Source organism: Brevundimonas sp. (assembly GCF_046299595.1).
GTDB lineage: Bacteria > Pseudomonadota > Alphaproteobacteria > Caulobacterales > Caulobacteraceae > Brevundimonas.
On record NZ_JBKBHQ010000001.1, the window covers coordinates 485,944 to 512,678 of the forward strand.

A 26,735-nucleotide genomic window follows, 5' to 3' on the forward strand; every position below is an offset into this window, starting at 1 on the left:
GCCTTGATGCTGGGCAGAAGAGACAGGTGTCGCGTTACATATTGGGATAATTGGGGCCGCCGCCGCCCTCGGGCGTGGTCCAGACGATGTTCTGGGACGGATCCTTGATGTCGCACGTCTTGCAGTGAACGCAGTTCTGCGCGTTGATCTGAAAGCGCGGGTTCTGCCCGTTCTCGTCGTAGAGCACCTCATAGACCCCTGCGGGGCAATAGAGGCGCGCAGGCTCTCCATAGAGTGGCAGGTTTACCCGGATCGGCACGCTGGGATCGATCAGCTTCAGGTGCGCGGGCTGATCTTCCTCGTGGTTGGTGTTCGAGATGAACACCGAGCTGAGCTTGTCGAAGCTCAGCACCCCGTCAGGCCTGGGATAGGCGATGGGCTTGTGCTTGTCGGCCTGCTCGGTCGAAGCTGCGTCGGTCTTGCCGTGGGACAGCGTGCCCAGTGGTGACCAGCCGTGCATCAGGCGGGTGATCTGCATGTCCACGCCCGCAACCAGCGTGCCGAGCGTGGTGCCAAGGCGCGAGAGCAGCGGCTTGACGTTGCGCACCAGCTTCAGCTCCTGGCGCACATCAGAGGTCTCATAGGCTTCCTGATAGGCGCTCAGCTCGTCGCCCGCGCGCCCCGCGCTGATCGCCTCCCAGGCGGCGTCGGCGGCCATGATGCCGGTGCGCATGGCGTTGTGACTGCCCTTGATGCGCGGCACGTTCACAAAGCCGGCCGAACAGCCGATCAGCGCCCCGCCGGGGAAGGTCAGTTTCGGCACCGACTGGTATCCGCCCTCGGTGATGGCCCGCGCACCGTAAGAGACGCGGGTGCCTCCTTCCAGATGCTCGCTGATGGCCGGATGGTGCTTGAAGCGCTGGAACTCGTCGAAGGGCGACAGGTGCGGGTTGCGATAGTTCAGGTGCACCACGAGGCCCACCGAAACGTAGCCGTCGCCGAAGTGATAGAGCCATGAGCCGCCGCCGGTCTTGTCGTCCAGCGGCCAGCCCAAAGTGTGCTGCACCAGTCCGGGCTGATGGCGGTCGCGCGGGATCTGCCACAGTTCCTTGATGCCGATACCGAACTTCTGCGGATCGCTGCGGGCGCACAGATCGTGGCGGGCCATGATGACCTTGGCCAGAGAGCCGCGCACACCCTCGCCGATCAGCACATATTTGCCGTGGATCTCCATGCCCGGCTGATAGTCGGGCTTGCGCTCGCCCGAGCGGCCGATGCCGAACACGCCCGCGACGACACCCTTCACACGCCCGGACGGCTCGTCGAACACCACTTCGCTGGCGGCCATGCCGGGATAGACCTCGACGCCCAGCGCCTCGGCCTGCTCGGCCAGCCAGCGGCACAGATTGGCCAGCGATCCGGCATAGCAGCCGTGGTTTTTCATGTAGGGCGGCTGGGGCAGCCAGCTGATGTCGAGCGCGCCTTCCGGGCCGAGCACCAAGAAGCGGTCCTTCGTTACCGGCGTGTCCAGCGGCGCGCCGCGCTCGCGCCAGTCGGGGAACAGCGCCTCGAGACCGACAGGATCGATGACCGCGCCGGACAGGATGTGTGCACCGACCTCCGATCCCTTCTCCAGCACCGCAACGCTGACCTCGCCGCCATCGCGTGCAGCGTCCTGCTTCAGGCGGATGGCTGCGGCCAGCCCCGCCGGACCTGCACCGATGATGACGACATCATATTCCATCACCTCGCGCTCGCTGGCGGAGGATTCGGAGGGCGGCGGCAGGGCGTCTTCGGCCGTGGTCATGCTGTTTCGGAATGTCCTGTGGTGATCGGAAGCGACGGCATCCTTTATCAGGAGGTGACGCAAGGGCGGTCAAGGTTTATCCGATCAGCCATGGTGATGAGCAACCCGGGCGATGCGGCGCGCGCCGTCGAGAGCTGGCTGATGTTCTGGCACGATGCCGGAGCGGACGACGCCTATGCCGATGCCCCCGTCGATCGACGTGCACCTCTGGCCCCGGTGCTGCCCCTTCCCGGCCAGCGCGGCGGCATCGCGGCGGCACCTGTGGCCTCGCCCGAAAGAATCACCAGCGCCCCTACGCTTGACGCCGCCGTGGCCGAGGCCCGCCGCATGGCCCGCGAGGCCGCCAGTCTCGATGAGCTGAAAGAAGCCATCGCCGCCTTTGACGGCTGCCCCCTCAAGGGCCAGGGCGCCAGCCAGTCGGTGTTCGCGCGCGGCAATGGCGCAGGCAGACTTCTGGTGATCGGCGAGGCTCCGGGCGCGGACGAGGACCGCACGGGCGAGCCGTTTGCCGGCGAGGCCGGAAAGCTTCTTGATCGCATACTGGCCGCAGCCTCCCTTGAGGGCGAGGCCTTCATCACAAACTCCGTCTTCTGGCGCCCGCCCGGCAATCGCACGCCGTCGCCGGACGAGCAGGCGGTGTGCCTGCCCTTTCTGGAGCGCACGCTGGAGCTGCTGAAGCCTCAGGCGGTGCTGCTTCTGGGGGCGGCGGCGGCGCGTGTAGTGCTGGCCAGTCCCGCGGCCATCACCAGGGTGCGCGGCCAGTGGCACGACTGGCGCCTTGGCGAAGGCGGCGTGAGCGTTCCGGCCATGCCGACTTTCCATCCGGCGTTCCTGCTGCGCCAGCCCCAGGCCAAGCGCGAGGTCTGGGCCGATGTGCTGGCGGTGCGGGCACGCCTTGATGATGCCCAAACTGTGGCATAGGGCTGGCTCGATCCTGTGGAGCATCGCCCAGGCCGTCCCGTTCCGGGACCGGCATAGGCGCGGGCGATTCTTTGAGTTGGGGGACACTGTGACATCACGGCGCGCGCGCAGCATCATTCTGACGGGTCTTGCAGGTGCACTGGCCGCGTGTCTCCTGTCCTCTCCCGTCCTTGCCCAGAGCGGCTTTCCGCGCCTGCCTTCCGCCCTCAGTCCTTCGGACCGTCTGTCTTACACCACCGCCTTCGATGCACTGCGCCGCGGCCAGATCGACCGCGCCCGGGCCGAGGCCAGCCGCCTTCAGGACCACACCTTGCTGGGCAGGCTCGAGTTCGAGCGCCTGTTTCACCCCAGTTACACCGCCAGCTTCGAGGAGCTTTCCGACTGGCTGAACGCCTATGCGGACCTGCCCATGGCCACGCGGGTCTACAACCTCGCCATGCGCCGCAGGCCAGAGGGCGCGCCCGAGCCGCGCCGTCCCGGCGGCACGCCCCTGCTGCGGACCTGGGCCGACATCAATGCCGCTTCGCCCGAGCAGGCCATGCCCGAGCCGCCCGGCCCGCGCGATGCACGCATGGCGCTGAACGACGGCGATCTGGACCGCGCCTTCATGCTAGGCTCGCTGACCGCCGACTGGTGGGTCGCGGGACTGGCCGCATGGCGCCAGCGCAACTATGCCGAGGCCCTCAACGCTTTCGAGCGCGTGGCCACCGACCCCACTCAGGACATATGGGTGCGCTCCGGCGGTGCCTACTGGACCGCGCGGGCCTTGCAGCAGCTCGGACAGGGCGAGCGCGAGACCGAGTTCCTGCGCCTGGCCGCGCGTTGGCCCGCCACCTTCTATGGCCAGATCGCCCTGCATCGCCTCGGCGAGACGCCGGTGATCGAAAATCTCGGCCCCACCTCCTATGCCGACATCCTCGCCGCCGAGGATCGCTCGCGCGCCGCCGTCAGCCTGCCACCCGACCTCGATTACGACGCGCTGGAAGTGTTCGTGCGCGATGATGCGCGCGCGCGGCGCGTGGTGGCCTATGTCGAGCTGGACGATCTGGCCGAGGCCCGCGAGGAACTTCGCCTCGGCCTTCGCAACGCGGAAACCGCCCCTGCCCGCGAGATGTGGCGCCAGCTTGCCGAGGCGCTTGGCCCGCGCGTGACCGGCAATGCCACGGGCCGCATCCGTGCCGGCGACTATCCGGTGCCCCTGCTGGAGCCCGATGGCGGCTTCACCGTCGAGCGCGCGCTCGTCTATGCCATAGTGCGCAAGGAAAGCCGGTTCGACCCCTCCGCGCGCAGCCATGCGGGGGCCTATGGCATCATGCAGGTGCTGCCCACCACCGCCGCCGAGATCACGGGCGATGTGGGTCTGGCGCGCAATCCCGAGCGCCTGCTTGACCCGGCGACCAGCCTGCGCGTGGGCCAGATCTATCTGCAAAGGATGCTTCAGCTTCCCAGCTTCGAGGGCGACATCCTGCGCGCCATAGTCAGCTACAACGGCGGGCCGGGCCGGGTGATCTCCACGCTGCGCCAGCTTGATGCCGATGCCGATGCCCTTCTCATCATCGAGAGCATACCGGTGGCCGAGACACGCCAGTATGTCGAGGAGGTCATGGCGGCCTACTGGATCTATCAGCGCATCTTCGGCGGCCCGCTGAACACGCTCGATGCCATCGCCAGCGGCGCGCGCACCGTGCCGCTCAGCCTCGACTACCGCCCGCCCGAGCCCGCGCCCGTGCTGGCAGACAGCGCCGGTGCACCCGCCGAGGGCACACCCTAGTCGCCACCGCCGTCGCCGCCCCCTGCCGCGTCACCGGCTTCGGAGGGACCGCTCGCAGGCCTGTCCCCGCTCTCGTCCCGGGGTGAGACCGAGGATGTATCGCCCCCGCCCGCGACACTGCCCCCGCGCGCCTTTTTCTTTCCGCTGCCCAGAGTCAGCATCAAGCCCAGCGACGCCCCGAAGATCAGGCCCAGCCCCACACCGATGGCGATGTCGTCCAGCGCCACGCCCAGCGCCGCACCGATCGCCAGTCCCACGGCAATGCCGAGGGGAAGCCCAATGGCGGATGACGCCTTGCGCGAGGCGTCTGCATCTCGCCCGGCCTGGTCGCTATCTTGTGCATTCATTGACGCAACCTCCTTCGCAAGCGGTGATGTTTGAGCCTATCTAGGGTTCATGACAAACGCTTCTGCCTCCCCCCGTAAAGTCCGCGTCGCCATCATCGGTTCTGGCCCGGCGGGCTGGACGGCCGCCATCTATGCCGCGCGCGCCATGCTCAATCCGGTGGTCATTGCCGGCATGCAGCCGGGCGGGCAGATGACCATCACCACCGATGTCGAGAACTATCCCGGCTTTGCCGAGGTCATTCAGGGCCCGTGGCTGATGGAGCAGATGCGCGCCCAGGCCGAGCACGTCGGCACCGAGATCATCCACGATCTGGTCACGCGCGCTGACCTGTCCTCGCGCCCTTTCCGCCTCGAGCTGGATGGCGGCGAGACCCTGCTGGCCGAAACGCTGATCATCTCGACCGGTGCCCAGGCCAAGTGGCTGGGCCTGCCTTCAGAACAGCACTTCAAGGGTTTCGGCGTGTCGGCCTGCGCCACCTGCGACGGCTTTTTCTATCGCGACAAATCCGTGGTGGTGGTCGGCGGGGGCAACACGGCGGTAGAAGAAGCGCTGTTCCTCACCAACTTCGCCGCCAAGGTCACCCTGGTGCACCGGCGCGATACCCTGCGGGCCGAAAAGATCCTGCAGGAGCGGCTGTTCGATCACCCCAAGGTCGAAGTGGTCTGGAACCACGAGATCGACGAGGTGCTGGGCACGGACATGCCGCGCGGCGTGACGGGCCTTCGCCTGCGCCATGTCGAGACGGGGGCGCAGCGCGAGGTGTCGTGCGACGGTTTCTTCGTGGCCATCGGCCATGCCCCCGCATCAGAACTGTTCGTCGGTCAGCTCGAAACCAATGACTCTGGCTATCTTCGGGTCGTGCCGGGCACCCCGAAGACTGCCATCGAGGGAGTCTATGCGGCCGGGGACGTAACCGATGATGTCTATCGCCAGGCGGTCACGGCTGCGGGCATGGGCTGCATGGCCGCTCTCGAGGCGGTGCGTTTCCTGGCCGAGAAGGACCATGCCGCCAAGGGCGACCCCCTGCCCGCCTCGGAAGCCGAGAAGATCGGAACCTGGTAGTCCGCGGGGCCGGGTCTCGCCTGCCTGCCTTCAGCGGGTGTGATGCCTGTTCGGCTCAGTTGAACAGGCGCAGGGCCGGAGGCGCAGGCAGATCGTTGATGCCCTCGCGCCGGGCCAGGGCAAAGGCGACTGCGCGGCTGACCAGCCGGTCGTCGATGGGCTTGCCCATGACCCCGATGACGCCGCTCACGCCTTCGCGCACCATGCCGGGATTGCCGGTCAGGAACATGACGGTGACGCCGTGCTCCTGCGCCAGCTCGCGACCGATGGCGATGCCGCTGGGTCCGTCCGAGAGGTGGATGTCGACCATGGCCAGATCGATCTCGCTGTCACGCACGACATCACGCGCGGCCTGCGCATCGGCGACCGTCGCGACGACCTCGTGACCGAGATCCTCAAGCATGAGGCGCAGGTCCATCGCGACCAGGGCCTCATCTTCTATGATCAGTATCCTTGCACTCATATCCTTGACCCGAAGGCCGGAAAGCCGGTGAGAGAGTCCCCACTGTTTCCGGGATAACGCACGACAGCCCCTGCAAGTTTCATGTCAGGCCAGAGCAGCCCTGCGGCGGGACAACGCAGTTCTCGGTAGGTCGGCGATGACCTTGAGGCCCTGCGCATCCCACTGGCGCCTGATGCGCCCGCCCAGCTGGTTTTCGACCGACAGCTGGGTGAGGCTGGTGCCAAAGCCGCTGCCATGCGGCTCGGCCATGACCGGCGGCCCGTCACGTTCGGTCCATTCCAGAATGAAACGGTCGCCCTCGATACGCGTGTGCAGGCTCACAGTTCCCTGATCGTTGGACAGGGCGCCGTACTTGGCCGCATTGGTCGCCAGTTCGTGAAACAGCAGGGCCACGGGCGTGGCCGCCTGGTCGTCGAACACTGCGTCCTCGCCCTCGATGACGATGCGCTGGCGCCCCCCGGCAGCTGCATAGGGCTCGAACAGGTCGTTCAGGAAGGCGTGCAGGGTGGTGCGGCTGTAATCGGGGGCGGAGGTTTCGGTGTGGGGCCGCACGAACTCGTGGGCACGCGCCAGGGCGGCGATACGCGTGCGCAAGGTGGCGGCAAACTCCCGCGCCTCGGGGAACTGACGCGCCGACAGGGCGATCAGGGCCGAGACCACCGCAAAGATGTTCTTGATCCGGTGCGACAGCTCCTGGCTCAGCAGCTCGCGCGCCTCTTCCATGCGCTTGAGGTCATCGATGTCCGTACAGGTGCCGAACCAGCGCGTAATGCGCCCCTGGTCGTCGCGCATGGGCAGGGCGCGGCCCAGCGTCCAGCGATAGGTGCCGCTGTGGTGCTTGAGCCTGTACTCGATCTCGTAGGGCTCTCCGGTCTCGAGCGAGTGCCGCCACTTCGCCCATGCCCGCTCCTGATCGTCAGGGTGGAACATGTCGTTCCAGCCCTCGCCGTCGGTCGACCCCTCGGGCACGCCGGTGAACTCGTACCAGCGGCGGTTGTAATAGTCGTGAAACCCGTCCGGCAGGGTCGACCAGACCATCTGGGGCATGGCATCGGCGATCAGGCGGAACTTGGCCTCGCTCTCGGCCAGGGCGGCGGCTGTCTGGGTCAGCTCCAGCTCGACACGCTTGCGCTCGGTGATATCCACCACCGTGCCGGGAAAGCGCACCGCACGCCCGGTCTCGTCCCGCTGGACCTGGCCGCGCGCGATGACCCAGCGCACCTCGCCGTCGGGCTGCACCAGTCGATACTCGTGTTCAAAAGTGCTGCCTGAGCGGATGACATCACGGATCGCCCGGGTCATCCGCTCCAGATCTTCGGGGTGGAATCGCGACATATAGGCCTCGGCGGGCCGGCCCTCGGCCGCGGCTTCGGCACTGACACCGTAAAGACGCGCAAACTGCGGATCGGCCACCATGCGGTCGTTGATGACGTCATAGTCCCAGGTGCCCACATATTCCGAGGCCCGCAGGGCGATCTGCAGGCGCTCCTCGGCGCGGGTCCGCTCCAGCAGGGTGTGGCGCAGTTCAAGCTGGGCCTGCACCTGATCGCGCAAGGCCTTGAGTGCAAACACTTCCCTCTCGCTCAGGCCTGCACGCGCCTGACTGTCCATGGCGCAGAGCGTGCCGATGGGCGCACCGGAGGGACTTTTCAGGATCGACGCCGCATAAAAGCGCAGGCGGCCCGCCGTGACCATCGGATGGTCCTTCAGCACCGGGTGCTCCAGCGCGTCGGGGACCACGAACAGCTCATCCTCGCGGATGGCAAAGTCGCAGAAGGTGTTACCACGCGGCGTCTCGCGCACCCCGACACCCTTCTCGCTCTTGAAGAACAGATGCTCGCGGCCCACGAAGGTGATGCTGGCCATGGGAGCGTTGCACGCCATCGCCACCAGTTCGGCGATGTTGTCGAAGGCCGGATCACGGGGCGTATCGAGGATGCCATAGCTGTCCAGCTCGGCCAGCCTGCGCTCCTCAAGCGCGTCCACAGTGGTATTGGCGGAGTCTGCCGACACGTCCGATCCCGAGATTTCCGCACCTCGACGGGGTGCAGCCGACGAGCATCAATGCCTTGGAGGCGCTGAGGGTTGCAAGCCCTATCCCTCGCCGGGCTCTGGCGCCATGCGGATGCCGCTGCGCTCGGGGCGACCGCGCTCTATGACCTCGAGGCTCTCGACTCCGGCCGGAGCAGGCGCGGGTGCGGGCGCGGCGCTTTCCTCGAAGGCACGAAGCCGGGCGTTGATCTCGGCCACCTCCTCGCGGGTCGGCTGACGACGCCCGCCCAGGGAGACCACACCCACCACGCGCTCGACGCCATCAACATTGACGGTGCGCACCGGCTCGGCCAGACCCTCGACCACCGTGCCTTGCGAGGCCATCAGGATGCGCGGGCGGGCAAAGCGGGCCTCGTCGATCACGGGTTCGCGCCCTGCATAGGTCTGGGTCAGGGCCTGCGGATCTCCGGGTGCGCCGCGCCAGCGATAGAAGATGTGCGTGCCGATCTGGGCGATCTTGGTCAGGCTGGGTGCCCACCAGGGGTGCACATAGTCGGCGTGATAGTGAGTGGCGCTGCCGACCGCGGCAGATACATGGCCAGAGATCATGCGCACGGCGACCGCCTCGGCACGCTCCCACGCCCAGCGCACGGGCGGGCGTGCCAGCGAGCCGTCGCAGGTGAAGGTGAACTGACAGCCCGTGGTGCGCTCGGCACCCTGATAGACCACGGCGCAGATGCTGGCCGGATAGTTGGGATCGCGCACGCGGTTCAGCACCACCTGGGCGACGGCTTCCTGTCCGGCGGTGCTCTCCAGCGCCGCCTCGTAATATACCGCCTGGGTCAGGCAGCGCAGCGCGCGTGCGCGATCCGCAGTCGCGATCTGACCCAAGGCAAAGGGGCGCATGGGACGGAGGGCCGCGCTCTGGGTGGGCAGGGCCGCGTTCAGCCGCTGGGCATCAACGCCGGTGGCCGCGCCGGGATCGAGACTGGGACGACCGCCGAGATTGACGCTCTCCCACCCGGGCGTCAGCCCCAGGCGGCTGATGCGAGCATTGGCATCTGCGTGGCGGTCGATCAGACCGACCGTGGCGGGATCAAGACCGCCGCGAAGGCGCTCAAGCCCCGCAGCCCCTAACTGGCCGTCGGTCAGACTGGCGATGCGCCGCGCCGCATGCACATCGTCGCGCGAAGGCGTGGAGCCGCTGGCCAGCCCGGCAAAGCCCACCACGGCGATCAGCGGCAGGACAGCAAGGGGGGCCGCGAGGGTAGCGCGTGCGGGCGGGCGCGGCTCCGTCGGGCCATCGCCCCCTGCCCCGCCAGGACGCCCGCCCGGCGCTTGCCTCAGGGCCGATGCAGCGCGCACCGCCCCTGTCGCCATGGCGCGCAGCCGCTCTTTCGTGACGCTCACGACTTTCATGACAGACATAGGGCCGCGTCTTGTCGGCGGTTTCATGGCTGTCGGATTCCTGCTGGCCGGGGCCGGTTGCGGTTCAGAATCGCCTATTTTCCGCCGAGGGTCGAGCGCAGCATCCAGGCGTGCTTTTCGTGGGCGGCGAGACGCTGGGTGCACAGATCGGCGGTGGACTCGTCCTCGGCGTCGGAGGCGACCTTGATGGTATCGCGCAAGGTGGCGATTACTGTCTCGTGGTCGCGCATCAGTTCGCGGAACATGGCCTCCCAGTCCTGCGAGGCATCGCCGTCCTTGATGCTGGTCAGATTGGCAAAGGCCGCATGGCTCTGGGGGGCGTATTCGCCAAGCGCGCGAATGCGTTCGGCCAGATCGTCGAGCGCGGCCCAGATCTCGGTGTATTGCTGCTCCAGCAGGTTATGGGCGCTGAAGAAGTTCTCGCCCCGCACGTTCCAGTGATAGCCGTGCACCTTGAGATAAACCTGGAAGCTGTCGGCCAGAGCCTTCGACAAGGCATTGGCAACCTCGGCGCGGTCGGCCTTGGGCAGTCCGGTCTTGATGGTGGCATTCATGGTTCGGCGGCTCCTGATGTCGTCTTTCGGGTGTCGTGCGTGACTAGATGGGCGCGCGTCTTCCAGCTTCAAGCTGCGCGCCGGCACCTGCCGCAGCGCCGGGACACCCGGTCAGGAAGGGTGGCGCGGCCGGCACGGCAGAGGCGGGTATCGGGAACGCGCGAGGCGGCTGTGCGTTGCAATCGGTCTGGGCGTCTCAGGGGGTGTCATGATCGCGGATAAATTCATCCGTAAGCTGGCCTTGTATGAGCCCGCAGGGCCTATCCGCTCGCTCGTCATTGCCGCGTCGTTCGCCAGTGCCAGCATCGCGCTGCGCATCGCTCTCAATCCCGTGTTTGCCGACACCTCGGGCCTGCTGCTGCTGCTGCCGGGCATACTGCTCGCCAGCCTGATGGCCGGCACGCTGGCAGGTGTCGCGACCCTGATCCTGTCATATCTTGGTGCCTGGACGCTGGCCATCGCGACGCCACTGCTGCCCCCTGACCTGGCGGGTAACCCGAGCCGTTACACCGTCATTCTGCTGGTCAGCCTGTTTGCCGTGCTGATCTCGACCTCGCTCCGGCGCACCATCCGCGACCTGCAGACCTCCCTGATCGCACAGCAGGATGCCGCCAGCCGCCTCGACGAGAGCGAGGAGCGCTTCCAGCAGATCGCCGACATCGCCCCGGCCATGCTGTGGACCGCCGACGCCAAGGGCCGCGTCTATGTCAATGCCGAGTTCCTGAAGTTCTGGGGCGAGCGTCCCATGGGGCACGCCTCGGCCATGCCCTGGCTGGAAGCCGTCCATCCCGATGACCGCCAGCGCGTGCTGCACGCCTCGCTCGAGGCCCTGAACCAGCGCAAGCCCCTGACCATCGAGGCGCGGTACCAGCGCGGGGATGGTGCATGGCGCATCCTCTCCACCCACGCCCAGCCGCGCCTTGGCCCCGACGGCAGCTTCATGGGCATGGTGGGGGCCAATCTCGATGTGACCGAGGCGCGCGAAACCACTGCTTCCATCGCCGAGCGCGAGCGGCGTCAGAAGTTTCTCATCGACCTGCTCGATGCCCTGCGCTCCCATGACGACCCGCGCGCCATCGCCGATCATCTGGTGCGCGCGCTTTCGACCGAGTTCGAGGGCTGCGTCGTCGGTCTGGCCGAGCCTGAGGGCGACGAGTGGTCTATCATGGCCAGCGACACCGACACGCCGCTGGCGCGGGCCATCCGCGGTGGCCTGCCGCCCGCCGTCATCTCGCGCGTCGATCAGGGTCAGGTTGTGGTGGTGCCCGATGCGGCCGACGCCATCGAGTATGCCGAGTTGCACGTCCAGGGCGTGCGCGGCTTTGCCCTGGTGCCCCTGATGCGTCAGGAGCGGCTTCAGGCGCTGGTCTATGTGGATGCTGCCTCCAGCACCCAGTGGTGCGATCTGAAATCCGACCTGCTGGTCGAGGCCGCCGAGCGCAGCTGGAGCGAGATCGAGCGCGCGCGCGCCGAGGCGGCCCTGCGCGAGAGCGAGGCGCGCTTCCGCGATGTGGCCGACACCGCGCCCGTGCTGATCTGGGTGACGAGGCAGGACCGCACGCGCGCCTTCGTCAACAAGGCCTATGTCGCGTTCAACGGCGGCACCTACGATGAAGCCCTGAACGCCAACTGGCGCGATGCCATCCACCCGGATGACCAGGAGCGCATCATCGCCGAGTCGATCGCGGGCGAGGCCAGCGGCAAGCCGTTCTCGCTCGAGGCGCGCTACAGGCGGGCGGACGGAGCATGGCGCTGGCTGCGCTCGCTGTCCCATCCGCGACTGACCCCTTCGGGCGATGTCATCGGCTTTGTCGGCGTCGCCTACGACATCACCGAAACCCGCGAGACCAACGAACAGCTTTCGAGGCTGGCGCGCGAGCGCGAGGCCATTCTGGGTCAGCTCGCCGAGGGCGTGATCGTCACCGATGCCGCGGGGCGCATCACTTTCGTCAATGAGGCCGCCAGTCGTATCCACGGCGTCGAGACACTGGACGTCGGGCCTGATGGCTATGTCGAGGCCTACGCCCTGCTGACCGAGGAGGGTGAGCCGCACCCCACCGAGACCCTTCCTCTGGTGCGTGCCGTGCGCAACGGCGAGACGCTGACCGATGCCCGCTGGCGCATCCGCAGGCCCGATGGCAGCGAGGTTCTGGCCGTGGGCAATGCGCGCCCCCTGCTGGACTCCGAGGGCATCGCCTTCGGCGCCGTGCTCACCTTGCGCGACGAGACCGCCCGCATCAGCGCCGAGAACCGGCTCACAGAAAGCGAGATGCGATTCCGCACCGTGTCGGACAGCGCCCCGGTGATGATCTGGAAGGCGGACGAGAGCCACACCATGGTCTTCGCCAACCGCCGCTTCCGCACCTTCTACGGCAGTGACGACCTCGCCGCCCTGCCGAAGGTGGCCCTCGACATGGTCCATGCCGATGACCGCGAGCAGGCACAGGCCATGGTGCAGGATGCCTTCGGGCGGCTGGACCGCTTCGACATGACGGTGCGGGTCGTCCACCCCGAGGTGGGCGAGCGCTGGCTGCGCTGCGAAGGGGTGCCCCGTTTCGATGCGTCCGGCGGCTTCCAGGGCTATGTCGGTGCGAACTTCGATGTCACCGAGGTCAAGCGGGCCGAGGCGGAGCTGAAGCGCATCAACGAGCTTCTGGAGGAGCGCGTCAGCGAGGCGCTGGACGAGAAGGCCCGCGCCGAGGCCGACCTGATGCACGCCCAGCGCATCGAGGCGCTCGGGCGCCTGACCGGCGGGGTCGCCCACGACTTCAACAACCTGCTGACCGTGATCATCGGCGCGCTGGACATGGTGCTCAAGAGCCCCGGCGACACGGCCCGCAGCCAGCGTCTCGCCGAGGCCGCCCTGTCCGCAGCCCGGCGTGGCGAGCGCCTGACCAATCAGCTTCTGGCCTTCTCGCGCCGTCAGACCCTCCGCCCCGAGGTGGTGGAACTGAATGCGCTCGTGCGCGAGGCCGAGCCCCTGCTGCGCAAGGCCGTCACCGAAAGCGTCACCCTGGCGCTCGACCTGCGCCGCTCGGCCGTGCACGCCAATGTCGATCCGGCCCAGTTCGAGGCGGCCCTGCTCAATCTGATCGTCAATGCCGGCGACGCGGTTTCGGCCAAGGGCAACATCCATGTCACCATCAGCCAGCGCAGCCTCGACACCCCGCAGGGGCCGCTGTCGCCCGGCGCCTATGCGGTCATCAGCGTATCGGACGATGGCACGGGCATGAGCGAGGACGTGCTGGAGCGCGTGTTCGAGCCCTTCTTCACCACCAAGGCAGTGGGCAAGGGCACGGGGCTGGGGCTGTCCCAGGTCTATGGCTTTGCGCGCCAGAGCGGCGGGGGCGTTGAGATCGAGAGCCGCGAAGGCGAAGGTACGCGCGTCTCGCTCTATCTGCCTCTGGTCGAGGCCTTGCAGAAGCGAAAGGCCACGCGAGCCGCAGCGCCCGACAGCGAGGCGGACGTCGACATCCGCGGCCGCGAGGTGCTTCTGGTGGAGGATGACGAGGCGGTCGCTTCCGTGGCGGTGGACGTTCTGGAAAGCCTTGGCGTGGACGTGGAGCACGTCACCTCGGCGCAGGCGGCGCTGGATCGGCTGGCCGCACGGCGCTTCGACCTGATGATCTCTGACATAATCATGCCGGGCGGGCAGAACGGCGTGGAACTGGCCGATCAGGTCTCGCGCAAGTATCCCGATCTTCGGATCATGCTGATGTCAGGCTATGCGGGAGAGGCCTTCGACAAACAGCTCGAACAGTCGTCCTGGCCCTTCCTGCGCAAGCCCTACACCGCCCACGACCTGCGCTCACAGACCCGCAGGGTGCTGACAAGGCCGCGCCGCACGCGCGCAAAAAAACCGGCCGAGACCTGAGGATTTGGCTTGAATCCCTGCATGGGGGGACTACATTCAATACCACTTATGCTCACTCTTAGCATAAGTGGGCCGCCCGGAGGAGTTCCCGATCCCAAGCGGCTCTCGTCTCGCGCATCGGCGCTGCTGCGCCTGTGCGCGTCTTTTCAGGCCTGCCATATGCTCATTCAGAGCAAAAGCGGGCGATGGAGGTCGACATGGCTGCTGATGGCACCTTTCCCGCTCTGACCCCGCAGGTCGAGGCCGCGACGGCGGCGATCTGGCCCAAGGTTCGCGAGCACGTCACGCCGCTGGAATGGGCTGCCAAGGCCCCGCTGATCGCCGAAATCCAGGCCCTGAAGCAGGCACGCAATGCCGTCATCCTGGCCCACAACTACATGACGCCCGACATCTTTCACGGCGTGGGAGACTATGTGGGAGACAGTCTCGGCCTGGCACGCGAGGCCCAGCGCTCCGACGCCGCCGTCATCGTGCAGGCAGGCGTGCACTTCATGGCCGAGACCTCCAAGATCCTCTCGCCTGACAAGACTGTCCTGCTGCCCGACCTGCGCGCGGGCTGTTCGCTGGCGTCCTCGATCACCGGGGCGGACGTGCGGCTGATCAAGCAGCGCTATCCGGGCGTGCCGGTCGTCACCTATGTGAACACCACGGCGGACGTGAAGGCCGAGACCGACATCTGCTGCACCTCGGCCAATGCGGTTCAGGTGGTCGAGTGGGCCGCGCGCGAATGGGGCACGGACAGCGTGATCCTGATCCCCGATCAGTATCTGGCACGCAATGTCGCCGCCCAGACGGATGTGCGCATCATCGCCTGGGCAGGAAGCTGCGAGGTGCATGAACGCTTCACCGCCCAGGACATCGCCGACATGCGCGAGGCCTGGCCCGAGGCCGAGGTTCTCGCCCACCCCGAGTGCCCCGAGGACGTGCTCAATGCCGCCGACTTCGCCGGTTCGACGGCGGCCATGACCGACTATGTGATGAAGAAGCGCCCGCGTCAGGTGGTGATGATCACCGAATGCTCGATGGCTTCCAACATTGCGGGCGAAGTCGAGGGCGTGCAGTTCATCGGCCCGTGCAACCTGTGCCCGCACATGAAGCGCATCACGCTCGAGAACATCCGCGACTGCCTGCGCGACATGCGCCACGAGATCATCGTGCCGGAGGACATGGCCGCGCGCGCGCGTCTGGCCGTCCAGCGCATGATCGACCTGCCCCCGCCCTCCAAGCCTGCCCGCTATGATCTGGTGCGCGCCCGTGGCCACACCCCCGCCATCGAGCTGATCTGATGACCATACAGCGGATGCGTCACGACGGGCCGCTGATCGTCGGTGCGGGCCTGGCCGGTCTGACCGCCGCGCTTCACGCCGCGCCGCGCCGCGTGCTGGTCGCCAGTGCAGGCGCCCTCCTCACCGATGCCTCCAGCGCCTGGGCCCAGGGCGGCATCGCGGCCAGCGTGGCCGAGGGCGACAGCGCCGCCCTGCACGCGCACGATACCCTTGCCGTCGCCCATGGCCTTGGGGAGCGCCAGCGCATCGAGGCCGTCACCGCGCGTGCGCGCGAGGCTGTCGACTGGCTGAGCGATCTGGGCGTGGACTTCGATCGCGACGATGCGGGCTGCTATCGCCCCGGCCTCGAGGCGGCCCATTCGCGTGCGCGCATCGTGCGGGTCGGAGGCGACGGCGCGGGCCTCGCCATCCTGCGCGCCGTGCTCGCCGCCGCCCGCAGTGCCAGCCACATCGACCTGCGCGAGCACTGGCACCTGCGCGAGCTTGTAGCCGATGACCATGGCGCGGCGTCCATGGCCGTGTTCGACACCCCCGGCGGGCCGCTCGCCATCGAGGCCGAGAGCATCACTCTGGCCACCGGGGGTCTTGGCGGGCTCTACAGCGTGACCACCAATCCGGCAGCCCTGCGCGGTGAGCCGCTTGCCATGGCGTGGAGGCTGGGGGCACAGCTTCGCGACCTCGAGTTCGTCCAGTTTCACCCCACGGCCATGGATATCGGACTGGACCCGGCACCGCTGGCCAGCGAGGCGCTGCGCGGCGAGGGCGCGCGCCTGACAGACGCCTCCGGCCAGCCGATCATGGGCGATCATCCGCTGGGCGATCTGGCCCCGCGCGACGAGGCGGCACGGGCCGTGCACAGGGCTCTTCGCGATGGCAGGGGGGCGTTTCTCGATGCCCGCCAGGCGCTGGGCGAGGCCTTTGCCGAGCGCTTCCCCGCCGCCTTCGCCGCCTGTATGTCGCGCGGTCTTGACCCGCGCACCACGCCCATACCCGTCGCGCCCGCCGCGCACTATCACATGGGCGGCATCGCGGTATCGCCCTCGGGCGAGAGCAGCGTCGAGCGCCTCCATGCCATAGGCGAGTGTGCGTCTTACGGCATGCATGGCGCTAACCGGCTGGCGTCGAATTCTCTGCTGGAGGCAGTGGTGTGCGGCACGATCACCGGCGGGCACCTGCGCGACCTTTCGCCTCGCGCGGGGCGGCCGCTCGCACCCGGTTCCGCATTCATGACGCAGCACACCGCCCTGCCGCCCGCCGATCTCGCCCGCCTTCGTCAGGCCATGAGCGAGCATCTGGGCGTGGTGCGGGACGAGGCGGGCATGAGCGAGCTGCTTGATCTGATCGACGCCCTGCCGCCCTCCAATGTCGGCCTCACCGCAAGACTGATGACCGAACAGGCGCTGGCCCGGCGCGAGAGCCGCGGTGCTCACTTCCGCTCGGACCACCCCCATTCAGCGTCCGGCGCACGCCACAGCCTCAGCCAGTACCCTCCCGCCGTTCTTCAGGCCGCCGAATGATCCCTCCCCTGCCCGACTTCATCTATCGCAACCTCATCGAGGCAGCCCTTGCCGAGGACATGGGCCGCGCGGGCGACCTGACGGGCCTGGCCACCCTCGGGCCGGATGTGCGCCTTTCCGTTTCGCTGAGGGCGCGCGAGGGCGGCGTGCTGTCGGGCCTGCGCGCTGCGCAGCTGGCAATCCTCAGCCTTGATCCCGATGCGCTGATCGCCATTCACGCGCAGGACGGGGACAGCCTCGCCCCCGGCATGAGCGTGCTCGACGTCACGGCCAATGCGCGCGCCCTGCTGGCCGCCGAGCGCACGGCGCTCAATCTCGTGGGCCTGATGTCCGGGGTCGCCACCCTGACCCGCGCCTATGTCGATGCCGTCGCAGGCACGGGCGCGCGCATCACCGACACGCGCAAGACCATCCCTGCCTTGCGCGCCATCCAGAAATACGCCGTGCGCTGCGGCGGGGGCATCAATCACCGCATGGCGCTAGACGACGCCATACTGATCAAGGACAACCACATCGCCGCCGTCGGCAGCGTGGCTCAGGCCATCCGCAGCGCCCGCCGCATGGGCGGGCATCTCACGCCCGTGGAGGTCGAGGTCGACACGCTCGAGCAGTTCGACGAGGCCCTGGCCGAGCGCCCCGACGTGATCATGCTCGACAACTTCAGTCTCGATGAACTGCGCGAGGCGGTGCGGCGCAACAGGGCGCCCAAGGAGGGGCGCATCCGGCTGGAGGCATCGGGCGGCGTCACGCTCGACAGTGTGGCCGCGATCGCAGGCACGGGCGTGGATGTCATATCGGTGGGTGCCCTGACTCATTCGGCGCGCTGGCTCGACTTCGGTCTGGACGCGGCCCGAGAGGCGGCGTGATCCTGCCTTCCGCGCCTCAGTGGGCGTGCTGGTGACCCGTGATGACCTCGCGTCGCTGATCCAGCCGCGCCTTTATGAAGGCCTGCACCGGATCGTCGATCAGCTTCTGGAAGGCCACCGCACAGGCGAGTGCGAAGGGGATGGCAAGCGCCCAGATCACCCACAGCCACGGCTCTGAAAGGGCAAGCCTCTCCGCGAGCAGCGCGCTCAGCCCGAACCAGACCGCGCCGGACAGGGCGTGGCTGATGAACAGGGCGAACGACAGGTCGGCGGCGCGCGCGACCAGAACATGCCCGCGCGCGCTCAACTGATCGCTGCCCAGCACGATCATGGCCAGGCACAGGATCGAGACAAACCCCATGAGCGTGCTGACCGGCCCCGCCTGAATGACGGCCAGCAGGCCAACACCGCTGACCAGCAGGGCAAAGCCCAGCGGGCGCGAGGGCTCGCGCCGGTCGACATAGCGCGCCAGAAAGAGCCCGCACAGAAAGATGGGCAGCGCCCGAAACACGCCAAGCTGGAAGGGCAGATTGTGCAGGTCGTGGTGAAAGACCACCCGCGCGGCCACGGTCGCTGCGCTCAGCAGGGCGATGGCGGCTACCAGGGCGCGTGCGCGCCCGCTCATGGCCCGTGTGGCACTCCAGGCCAGCGGAAAGGCGACATAACAGACCACAAGGGCAGACAGCGTCCAGCTCGGCTCGTTCCAGCCCGCCTGCGCGGTGACACCCCACGCATGGGCGAGGCCCAGCTGGGCCAGCAGCTCATAGCCCTGAAAGCGCTCGGGATTGTTGGGGGCGATACCGACCAGGGAAGTGGCGACCAGCAGGGCCACGAAGCCGCCCAGGATCACCACATGGCCCGGCCATACCCGTGACAGCCTTCGCCCGACGAAGCCCGGCATGTCGATGCGGCGCGCATCCAGCCCGGCGCCATAGGCACGGCCCAGCACATAGCCCGACAGGATCAGGAAAAAGTCTGTCGCCAGCCAGCCGCGCGCGAACAGTGGCGAGACCTGCTCAAGACTCGCTGGCGCGCTGGCCCCGAAATGATAGATGACGATGAACATGGCCGCGAGAAAGCGCAGGCCATCCAGCGCCCCGCCGCGCACGGCCTTGTCAGGCCTCACGGCGCGCTCATCTCGATGGGAAACGGGGGTCGCAGTCATGATCCGGGCTCCGCTGCGCCAAAGCGGCACAGTCGGGCAGGTTCGCTGCAATCATAAGGCCAGAAGATATGCGCCGACCTGGCGCAGCATGCCCGACATCAGCGGTGCGATCAGCTCTCGCTGACGGGCACCTCTGCGGCCCTGACGACAGGCTGGGCGGGCGCGGCGGGCTGGCGCTCCTGCCCCCGCTCGGACTGGCGTTCGCTGCTACGCTCGCTGCTGCGCTCGGCATCAGGGGGCGTGAGTCCCTCCTGAGCCAGAACCAGCGTATAGGCCACGGCCTCGCCCATCTGGCGCACGGGCGCATCGAGCCCGGCCTGAACGGTGGCAGGGGCACCCTCGAGGCCGGTGGATGGCGCGGGCTCGTAGGCGAAGGCGGACGAGCCGCCCGAGCGACCGCCGAAGCGGTAGAAGATGTGGCTGCCCACGCGGTTCACCTGCACCAGGCTGTGACGCCAGGCGGGCGAGACGGCCGTGGTGTGGAAGTGGGTCGCCGTGCCCACGGGCGCATAGACCTGACCGCTGAGGGCCGAGCTGGCCACGTCGCGCGCCCGGCTCCATGCCGAGCGATTGACGGGTCGGCGCATGGAGCCATCGCAAGTGAAGCTGAACTGACAGCCGGTGCGGCGGCCCGCACCCTGGAAGACCACGCCGCAGACGGTGTTGGGGAAGGCCGAATGGCGCGCGCGGTTGAGCACGACCTGGGCCACCGCCTGCATGCCCGCACGGCCCTCGCCGCGCGCCTCGTAATAGACCGCCTGGGTCAGGCACTCCAGATCGCGCGAGGCATCGATGGAGCCCCCGAGGCGGAACGGGCTGACGCCGGGCACCTGACCGGGCGTACGGTCGGCGGGACTGTAGGAAATCTGGCGGATCTGGGCGCTGGCCGAACCGGTGCCGCGCAGCTCCTCAAGGCGCGCGGTCAGCAGCACGGCCTGACGGTCACGCTGGGCACCGCCCGCCACGGTGAACGGGTCGTGGCGCCGCGCAATGGCCAGGGCACTGGCGTCATAGCCGCCGGTGGCGGCGATCAGGGCCTCGTCGGAGTAACCGGCCTGACGCACGCTGATGATGCGCTCTGCCTGCAGGCGCACGCTGGACGCCTTGGCGACCGAGCCGCCCACATAGGCACAGCCGATGGCAAGCCCCACCAGCCCGCCCAGGGCGACAGCAAGGTGCGAGCCACGCACAGGCGCACGCGTCTGCGAGTCACGATCCAAGGTGGGAATTCCTCTGCGGCGAGGGACAAGCCCCCAGGACAATCACACCATCGAAAGCGGCCCCGTTCCTGTGGGGGGCATCACTTCATTGCCGATGGCGGAACCGGCCGGGCACGCATGTTTCGCCCGCCGGGGATGCGCCTTTATGCCAAAGAATGTGGCAGCAATGTGATCGATTCGCAAGCGCGGCGTGCGGCGCAACATCGCGGCGGCTGTGGATGAACCCGCAACAGATCACTCCATGGTATCGGCGCACGATACTGATACCTCATATGGCATCCACCCACATGTATTGAATCCTGTGACTGAACAGCTTTGTTTGCAGTGCATCAAAGAAATCATGGGGACAACCTTGATCAGCCCCCGGCTTTCAAAGGCAATTCTTGAGCCCACGACCGGCAGCGTCGCCGTCAGGAACCGGTCTGTGCCCGCGACCGTTATCCCCGCAAGAGTTGGGACACCCGGGCTCTGGCCTGAACATCGCGATCGCGTAGGCCGGATCATCCCGAAAGCGTAGAGGAGGATGTGATGACGATCCCTTCCATCAGGAAAATTGCCGGTGCCGTGATGATCTCTGGTGCCATGGTGGCCCTGGCCGCCTGCGGCACCAATGTCGAGCAGCGCGCTGCGACCGGTGCCATCGCCGGTGCCGTGGTGGCCGGTCCCGCCGGTGCCGTTGTCGGCGGTGCCGCGGGCACGGCGGTCAGCAAGGCGACCGACGACTGAAGACGCTCAGGCGCTGATGCGCTGGCCGGGTAGCGCTCAGGTCCGGACCGTGACGCCTTCGTGCGCGAGCAGCCAGCTCTTGCGCTCCATGCCGCCCGCATAGCCCACGAGGCGCCCGTTTGCCCCGATCACCCGGTGGCACGGCGTAATGATCGCCACGGGGTTCTGACTGTTGGCAAGGCCCACGGCCCGCACGGCTGTGGGCCTTTTCATGCGGACGGCCAGAGCGCCGTAGCTGAGCGTGCACCCCGGCGCGATGGTGCGCAGCGCCTGCCACACCTGCTCCTGAAAGGCGGTGCCGCGGGTGCTGACCGCAAGGCCTTGCAGTGCGTCGAGGCGACCTGAAAAATAGCCCTCCAGGGCATCGTCCAGTTCCGTATCCAGCGCGCGCGGCTCGATCCGGGCGCCCTCGCCATGGCGCGCCAGCATGGCAGCCGCCCGCGCCTCATGGGTGGCGAAATCGAGGATGCGCACGGCACCCGCCTCGTCCCAGGCCACGATCATCTCGCCCAGCGGGCTGGCACGGCGGGCCGTGAACAGGGTCGGGGTCATGCCGGCTCATCTCCGTCTGCGCGGCTGTCGATCAGCCACAGTCTCTGGGCCGCATAGGCCCTCCAAGGCCGCCACGCCTGCGCGCGCGACGCCAGTTGAGTCGGCGTGGGGCGCTCGCACTGTGTTCCCAGCTTCTGCCAGCCGCGCAGCAGGCCCACATCGGTCCCGGGAAAGGCGTCCGGCTCGCCCAGCGCCCGCATGGCGATATAGTGCGCGCTCCACGGCCCGATGCCGCTGACGGCACACAGTGCGGCCACGCTCTCGTCCAGCCCGCGCCCCGGCTCCAGCAAGGCCGGATCCTCGCACACCGCGCGTGCCAGCGCTGCGATGGCTCTCCTGCGCGCTCCGGGCATGGGCAGGGCCGACAGATCGGCCCGCGCCAGCACCTCGGGCCGGGGGAACAGGCGCGTCAGGCCCTGCGGCCCCTCCAGCGGCTCTCCGGTCATCTCCACCAGAGTGTGCACCAGCTTGATACCGGCGCGCACGCTGACCTGCTGGCCCAGAATCGCGCGCACGGCCTGCTCGAAGGGGTCAGCCAGCCCCGGCACGCGCACGCCCGGATGGGCCGCCACATCGAGCGCGAGGCTCTCGTCCAGAGACAGGGCAGCGTCGATGGCTTCGGGGTTGCAGTTCAGATCGAACTGGCGCCGCACCGCCGCGATCATGCGGGCCAGCTCGGGAAGAAGGCCATGGCTGACCTCCAGTAAGACGCGACCGGCACGCGCAGGCCCCAGCGTGAACCAGCCTTGATGCGCTCCGATGCGCAAGGTGCGCCCGTATGCATCATCTCCCGCCCACTCCAGCCCCGGCACGGCGCGAAGGCGAAAATGGGCCCACAGGGCCTGCCAGTCGCACGGCTCGCCATAGCTGAGTTCGAGCGTGATGATGCCATCCGGCCCGCCTGACCGCTCGCTCTGCGCTCCCGCCTTTCTTGCGCGCCTCAGCTGTGCGGGCGGGCGCTGATAGAGGGCCTGGAACGTCTCGTTGAAGCGGCGCACGCTGCCAAAGCCCGCCGCCAGCGCCACCTCGCCCATGCCAAGCTCGGTCTGGTGAATGAGCTGGCTGGCCAGACGCACGCGGCGCGTCTGGGCCACGGCCACGGGGGATGCGCCCAGATGCTGACGAAACAGGCGCCTCAGCTGCCGCTCGCCCATGCCGACCCGGGCGGCCAGAGCCTCCACATCTCCCCCGTCCAGCGCTCCGGCCTCGATCAGGGCCAGGGCGCGACTGACCGAGGCGGCGGTGCCGCGCCATGCGCCAAGCTCTGGCGCGCTTTCGGGACGGCAGCGCAGACAGCTTCGCAGGCCCGCGGCCTCTGCGGCTGCGGCACTGGCAAAGAACCTGACGTTCTCAAACTTCGGCGCGCGCGCGGGACAGATGGGCCGACAGTAGATGCCGGTGCTGAGCACGCCGGTGAAGAAGCGCCCGTCATGGCGGCGGTCGCGCGCCAGCACGGCCCGGTAGCAGGCGCGGGCATCAAGCTTTGGCTCCAGCGCATCGCCCTCCCCGGCCCGCAGTTCTGCTGCCACCGTTCGTTCCGCCAGTGTTCCGCCCGCCAGTGTTCCGCGTGTCGTGCTCATGGCTCACAATCGCACGGGCCAGCGATGCTGTCTGGCGGTTTTCGGACGTGGATGTGCGCCGCGCCCGCCTAGCGGGCCTGACCGGTGACAAGACTGCGCAGCGCGCCCAGCACGTTCAGCACCTCGGCGATGAAGGCAAAGACCGTGCCCGCCATGATCATAGAGGCGATGTCCGCACCGCCGTTGCCGAACATCGTTGAGAGCCTTGCTAAGAACGCCTCCACCGTGTCGACCCGGATCAGGGGCGCGAAGGGCGAATAGAGCCAGAACCAGCCGATGAAGCCCATCGTCACCGCTCCGAACACGGCATCGCCCGCCGCTGTCAGGCGCCCCGGTGCCCCGGTCACGACCCGGATCAGATGGAAGGCGCTGCGCGCCAGGGCGTACAGCAGGACGGGCCAGTAGGCGATGGCGACCAGCTCTGCCAGCAAGCTGGCATAGCGCCCATCATCGGCCGCGACGCGCCCGCCGAGGTCTTCGGGCCGGATGCCCAGCCCGATCAGGCCCGACCACCACAACAGGAACACGCCCCACGCCACCGCACTGCCGAGGGCACCCGGAACCGGGGAGGACTGGCGAGAGGCTGCCCGTGAGGACTGCGCCTCTGCGCTCGCGCCAACGTCCGTCTCTGCCGTCGTCTCGCGACCCAGACCGACCATCCAGCCGGTCATGCGGGACATCTCGAACATTTCGAGATCGCGCACCCGCCAGCGCGACAGAAACGCGGGCCGGGTCTTCTGCCGCTCGATGATGAATCCGGCCACGGTTGCCAGACCGACGATGCCCATGGCGCTCCAGAACATGCCCGAGAAGGCCTGTCCGATCACCTGCCCCGCACTGGCATCGCCCAGCACGACCCGCGCCACAGCGCCGATGCCGGTGATGGCGATCATCACCAGAAGCGCGATCTTCACCGCAAAGGCCCAGAAAGGGTAAAGCTCCGGGCCCACGACATGCATCGGCCCGCCGCCGAAGCGCGCGGCCACCAGCAGGGGGTGGCCCAGCAGGCGCAGCTCCTCCTCGACCTCATCGGGCGTGAGGGGGCGGCCAAGGCCTTCTTCCCGCGCCTCGACACGGCTCATGATCTCGTCGCGCAGCTCGGCGACGACGTCCTCGCGCACCTCGGGCGGCAACTGGGCGGCCACCGCACGCAGATATTTCTCGATCAGGCTCATGCCTGCCCTCCCTCGGTCATTGGATCGTGGACGCTCACAGCAGGGACTCCACCGAGCCCGACAGGCTGCGCCACTCGTCTGTCAGACGCGCCAGCACGCGCTCGCCCGCAGGCGAGAGGCGATAGAACCGCTTTTTGCGCCTGGCCTCCTCGCGCCACTCGCTGGTCAGCAGGCCCTGGCTCTCGAGGCGTCGCAGCAGGGGGTAGAGCGTCGATTCCTCGATCTCCATTCCGCCCGCGTTCAGGGTGACGCGCAGGGAATAGCCGTACTGCTCGGCACGAAGGCTCGCGAGCACGGCAAGGACCAGCGAGCCTCGCCGCAGTTCCAGCCGCATGGCCTCGAAAACCTCGTCCTCGTTCACGCCCGCTCTCCCACTGCGCCACATAGTGTGCGACACACAGTGTATGGCGCACAAGACCTACGAGAGTCAAGCGCACGCACCTGCCCCCTCGATCGAAGACAAATGTGGAGAGCCTTCATGGCAGCCTCGAAAGCGTGTCGAGGCCAGGCCCGACGCCGGTTCAGGCCGCCTGAGGGTTCGTGTCGCAGATCGCTCCAGACCAGTGATCCACGGCGGAGAACAGGGCCGCCATGTCGACGGGCTTTGCCAGACACGCCTGCATGCCGACCGACGCATACTTGGCGCGCTGGTCATCGAGCGTGTTGGCCGTGAGCGCCAGTATCGGCACTGTTGCACATGCACCGGCCAGTCTTCGGATGGCACGCGTGGCCTCGACCCCATCCATGACCGGCATCTGGATGTCCATCAGCACAAGCCCGTAGTGGCCGCGCTCTACCGCCTCCACGGCGAGGGCGCCGTTCTCGACTGTCTCGCAGACAATCCCCCGGGATGCCAGCATGGCTGTCACGATCTTGCGGTTCACCTCATGGTCGTCCGCGTAGAGCACCTTGAAGCCAGCCGGATGATCAACCGCGTCATCGGCGATCAGGGCCACAGTGCCCGCAACGTCCGTCCGTGCCTGCTCCGCCCCTGAAAGAGGAGCCTCGACACTCGCGGCCGGAGCAAACGGCGCAACCAGCCTGAACACGGCTCCGCCTCCGTCGCGGTTGTGTGCCTCGACCCGCCCACCCATCAGGGCCGCCAGTTCATTGCTCACCGCAAGACCCAGCCCGCCGCCGCCAAAGCTCTTGGTGGTGCTGCTGTCGCCCTGACTGAAGCGCTCGAACAGCGCAGATATGCGTGCGTTGTCGATGCCCGGACCGCGATCCTGTACGGTGATGCTCAGCCATACCCTGCCCTCGGCATCGCGTTCATGGCCCAGTCGGATGCTGGCGCCCTCACGACCTGCGAACTTTATGGCATTGCTGACAAAGTGGCGGACTATCAGGCCCGTTCGCTCTGCGTCACCCTGTAGCCGCTCTCCAGCCCGCCAGTCCGACTCGACCACAAGCCCGGAGCTGACCGCCTCGACACAGGTCTGCGGGCAGAAGGGGATCTGCGCCAGCCTGACACGGCCCAGATCCAGCTCGGAGAGCAGGATCATGTCATTGACCGAATCCAGCAGAGTGCGTGCCGCATCGGAAATTATGGCGACATCGTCACCATCGACCCGACCCCTCAACAGCGCGGCCTGACCTATGATGGCATTGAGGGGCGTTCTCAGCTCATGGCTCATGTTGGCCAGGAAACGCTGGCGAGACTCAGCGACGGCGGCACGATGGTCGGCCTCGCGCAGGCCCCGCTCCGCCTCGATCTGGGCCGTGACATCCTGCTCGTTCAGCAACAGCCCCTGCTGGCCCGTGACGGGATCGAGCGTGGGGCGGGCATCGACGTGATGCCAGCGCAGCCCCGCCGTGGTGCGAACCTGAACCAGCGCCGTAGTGGTCTCGCCCGCGCCCGCCACGGCCAGAAGGCCGGTGCCCTCCATCACATCGTGGAAGCGGCCCAGGAAATCGGGAGCGTCCGGCCCATAGATCCGATAGCCTGCGGGATTGGAAAAGATCAGCCTGCCTGACGTGTCGAACAGGCTGATGACGGTCGAGGTGTGCCTCAGAGCCTCGACCGCGCGGCGCTCACCCTCCTCGACATCAACGGGCGACGCCTCGAACAGCAGCACGCGATAGCCGGGGCGAAGCTCGAAGGCGGAAATCGAGGCCTGAACCGTGGTGGGCACCCCGCGCGGATAGAAGGTCCAGCGCTCCTGCACCACCTCGCCGCGCGCGGTGCGACTGGCCAGCATGGCCGTGCGGGCCTGCACCGCAGGCGAAAGCCCCTGAAAGTCCCGCGACAGAAGCTCATCCAGGCTTTCGGCATCCCAAAGCGCCAGCGCCGCCGCATTGGCATAGACGCCCCGCAGCGCATGGGGATCGAACAGCCAGACGGGGCGGCTCAGCTGCTCCCAGCCACAGGCCTCTGCGGGAGGGACGGATACCGGCGCTCTGCTCGTTTCGGGAACCAGATTGCTGTCTGCCACGCATCACCCCAGGCCAATGCCACTACCGCCATTATCGCAGCGATAGATTTCCG

General features: G+C 67.8%; 21 protein-coding genes. 8 read left to right on the forward strand and 13 right to left on the reverse strand.

What is annotated here, in order from left to right:
- Nucleotides 1-34 precede the first annotated feature (34 nt).
- Nucleotides 35-1,747: an electron transfer flavoprotein-ubiquinone oxidoreductase gene (locus ACK4E3_RS02420; RefSeq protein WP_409695834.1), complete on the reverse strand. Its 1,713-nt coding sequence runs from the start codon at nt 1,745-1,747 to the stop codon at nt 35-37.
- Between the two features lie 90 nt (nt 1,748-1,837).
- Here ACK4E3_RS02420 and ACK4E3_RS02425 point away from each other — a divergent pair, with 90 nt between their 5' ends.
- A complete protein-coding gene (locus ACK4E3_RS02425; RefSeq protein ID WP_409695837.1) occupies nt 1,838-2,668 on the forward strand; it encodes a uracil-DNA glycosylase family protein in 831 nt (276 codons plus the stop codon).
- Nucleotides 2,669-2,756: 88 nt separating this feature from the next.
- Nucleotides 2,757-4,439: a transglycosylase SLT domain-containing protein gene (locus ACK4E3_RS02430; protein ID WP_409695840.1), complete on the forward strand. Its 1,683-nt coding sequence runs from the start codon at nt 2,757-2,759 to the stop codon at nt 4,437-4,439.
- On the opposite strand, the gene ACK4E3_RS02435 is transcribed toward ACK4E3_RS02430, so the two are convergent.
- Nucleotides 4,436-4,786: a hypothetical protein gene (locus ACK4E3_RS02435; RefSeq protein WP_409695843.1), complete on the reverse strand. Its 351-nt coding sequence runs from the start codon at nt 4,784-4,786 to the stop codon at nt 4,436-4,438. The two genes, ACK4E3_RS02430 and ACK4E3_RS02435, sit on opposite strands and share 4 nt — an antisense overlap.
- Nucleotides 4,787-4,835: 49 nt before the next feature.
- Between ACK4E3_RS02435 and trxB the strand changes: the two genes are divergently transcribed.
- On the forward strand, nt 4,836-5,849 hold the full coding sequence (gene trxB, locus ACK4E3_RS02440) for a thioredoxin-disulfide reductase (RefSeq protein WP_409695846.1): 1,014 nt from the start codon (nt 4,836-4,838) through the stop codon (nt 5,847-5,849).
- A gap of 55 nt (nt 5,850-5,904) precedes the next feature.
- Here the strand turns inward: trxB and ACK4E3_RS02445 are convergent, their stop codons facing one another.
- From ACK4E3_RS02445 to ACK4E3_RS02460, 4 genes are all read right to left on the reverse strand, one after another.
- Nucleotides 5,905-6,312: a response regulator gene (locus ACK4E3_RS02445; RefSeq protein ID WP_409695849.1), complete on the reverse strand. Its 408-nt coding sequence runs from the start codon at nt 6,310-6,312 to the stop codon at nt 5,905-5,907.
- Nucleotides 6,313-6,396: 84 nt separating this feature from the next.
- Nucleotides 6,397-8,325 carry a PAS domain-containing protein gene (locus ACK4E3_RS02450; protein ID WP_409695852.1) on the reverse strand — a complete coding sequence of 643 codons (1,929 nt, stop codon included), beginning with the start codon at nt 8,323-8,325 and terminating at the stop codon, nt 6,397-6,399.
- A gap of 81 nt (nt 8,326-8,406) precedes the next feature.
- Nucleotides 8,407-9,732, reverse strand: coding sequence for a cell wall hydrolase (locus tag ACK4E3_RS02455; RefSeq protein WP_409695855.1), 1,326 nt, complete (start codon nt 9,730-9,732; stop codon nt 8,407-8,409).
- 74 nt (nt 9,733-9,806) lie between these two features.
- Nucleotides 9,807-10,286: a Dps family protein gene (locus ACK4E3_RS02460; RefSeq protein WP_409695858.1), complete on the reverse strand. Its 480-nt coding sequence runs from the start codon at nt 10,284-10,286 to the stop codon at nt 9,807-9,809.
- A gap of 208 nt (nt 10,287-10,494) precedes the next feature.
- Here ACK4E3_RS02460 and ACK4E3_RS02465 point away from each other — a divergent pair, with 208 nt between their 5' ends.
- The 4 genes from ACK4E3_RS02465 to nadC all read left to right on the forward strand — a co-directional run bounded on the left by ACK4E3_RS02465 (nt 10,495) and on the right by nadC (nt 17,829).
- Nucleotides 10,495-14,160 (forward strand): PAS domain S-box protein, encoded by a 3,666-nt coding sequence (locus ACK4E3_RS02465; protein ID WP_409695861.1) that lies wholly within the window; start codon nt 10,495-10,497, stop codon nt 14,158-14,160.
- A gap of 185 nt (nt 14,161-14,345) precedes the next feature.
- Nucleotides 14,346-15,446: a quinolinate synthase NadA gene (gene nadA, locus ACK4E3_RS02470; protein ID WP_409695864.1), complete on the forward strand. Its 1,101-nt coding sequence runs from the start codon at nt 14,346-14,348 to the stop codon at nt 15,444-15,446.
- A complete protein-coding gene (locus ACK4E3_RS02475; RefSeq protein ID WP_409695867.1) occupies nt 15,446-16,963 on the forward strand; it encodes an L-aspartate oxidase in 1,518 nt (505 codons plus the stop codon). The genes nadA and ACK4E3_RS02475 overlap by 1 nt, the downstream gene beginning before the upstream one ends.
- The gene (nadC, locus tag ACK4E3_RS02480) at nt 16,960-17,829 is read left to right on the forward strand and encodes a carboxylating nicotinate-nucleotide diphosphorylase (RefSeq protein WP_409695870.1); all 870 of its coding nucleotides are present in this window, start codon (nt 16,960-16,962) and stop codon (nt 17,827-17,829) included. The genes ACK4E3_RS02475 and nadC overlap by 4 nt, the downstream gene beginning before the upstream one ends.
- Before the next feature lie 16 nt (nt 17,830-17,845).
- On the opposite strand, the gene ACK4E3_RS02485 is transcribed toward nadC, so the two are convergent.
- Nucleotides 17,846-18,955, reverse strand: coding sequence for an acyltransferase family protein (locus ACK4E3_RS02485; RefSeq protein ID WP_409695873.1), 1,110 nt, complete (start codon nt 18,953-18,955; stop codon nt 17,846-17,848).
- Nucleotides 18,956-19,104: 149 nt separating this feature from the next.
- Nucleotides 19,105-20,214: a cell wall hydrolase gene (locus tag ACK4E3_RS02490; RefSeq protein ID WP_409695876.1), complete on the reverse strand. Its 1,110-nt coding sequence runs from the start codon at nt 20,212-20,214 to the stop codon at nt 19,105-19,107.
- Between the two features lie 528 nt (nt 20,215-20,742).
- Here ACK4E3_RS02490 and ACK4E3_RS02495 point away from each other — a divergent pair.
- Nucleotides 20,743-20,940: a hypothetical protein gene (locus ACK4E3_RS02495; protein WP_409701285.1), complete on the forward strand. Its 198-nt coding sequence runs from the start codon at nt 20,743-20,745 to the stop codon at nt 20,938-20,940.
- A 36-nt stretch (nt 20,941-20,976) separates the two neighbouring features.
- Here the strand turns inward: ACK4E3_RS02495 and ACK4E3_RS02500 are convergent, their stop codons facing one another.
- From ACK4E3_RS02500 to ACK4E3_RS02520, 5 genes are all read right to left on the reverse strand, one after another.
- The gene (locus ACK4E3_RS02500) at nt 20,977-21,492 is read right to left on the reverse strand and encodes a methylated-DNA--[protein]-cysteine S-methyltransferase (RefSeq protein ID WP_409695879.1); all 516 of its coding nucleotides are present in this window, start codon (nt 21,490-21,492) and stop codon (nt 20,977-20,979) included.
- A complete protein-coding gene (locus ACK4E3_RS02505) occupies nt 21,489-23,072 on the reverse strand; it encodes an AlkA N-terminal domain-containing protein (RefSeq protein WP_409695881.1) in 1,584 nt (527 codons plus the stop codon). Before ACK4E3_RS02505 ends, ACK4E3_RS02500 begins: the two co-directional genes overlap by 4 nt.
- 68 nt (nt 23,073-23,140) lie before the next feature.
- A complete protein-coding gene (locus tag ACK4E3_RS02510) occupies nt 23,141-24,247 on the reverse strand; it encodes a hypothetical protein (protein ID WP_409695884.1) in 1,107 nt (368 codons plus the stop codon).
- A 34-nt stretch (nt 24,248-24,281) separates the two neighbouring features.
- Nucleotides 24,282-24,581, reverse strand: coding sequence for a PadR family transcriptional regulator (locus ACK4E3_RS02515; protein WP_409701026.1), 300 nt, complete (start codon nt 24,579-24,581; stop codon nt 24,282-24,284).
- Nucleotides 24,582-24,768: 187 nt separating this feature from the next.
- Nucleotides 24,769-26,682 (reverse strand): response regulator, encoded by a 1,914-nt coding sequence (locus ACK4E3_RS02520; RefSeq protein WP_409695887.1) that lies wholly within the window; start codon nt 26,680-26,682, stop codon nt 24,769-24,771.
- Nucleotides 26,683-26,735 lie beyond the last annotated feature (53 nt).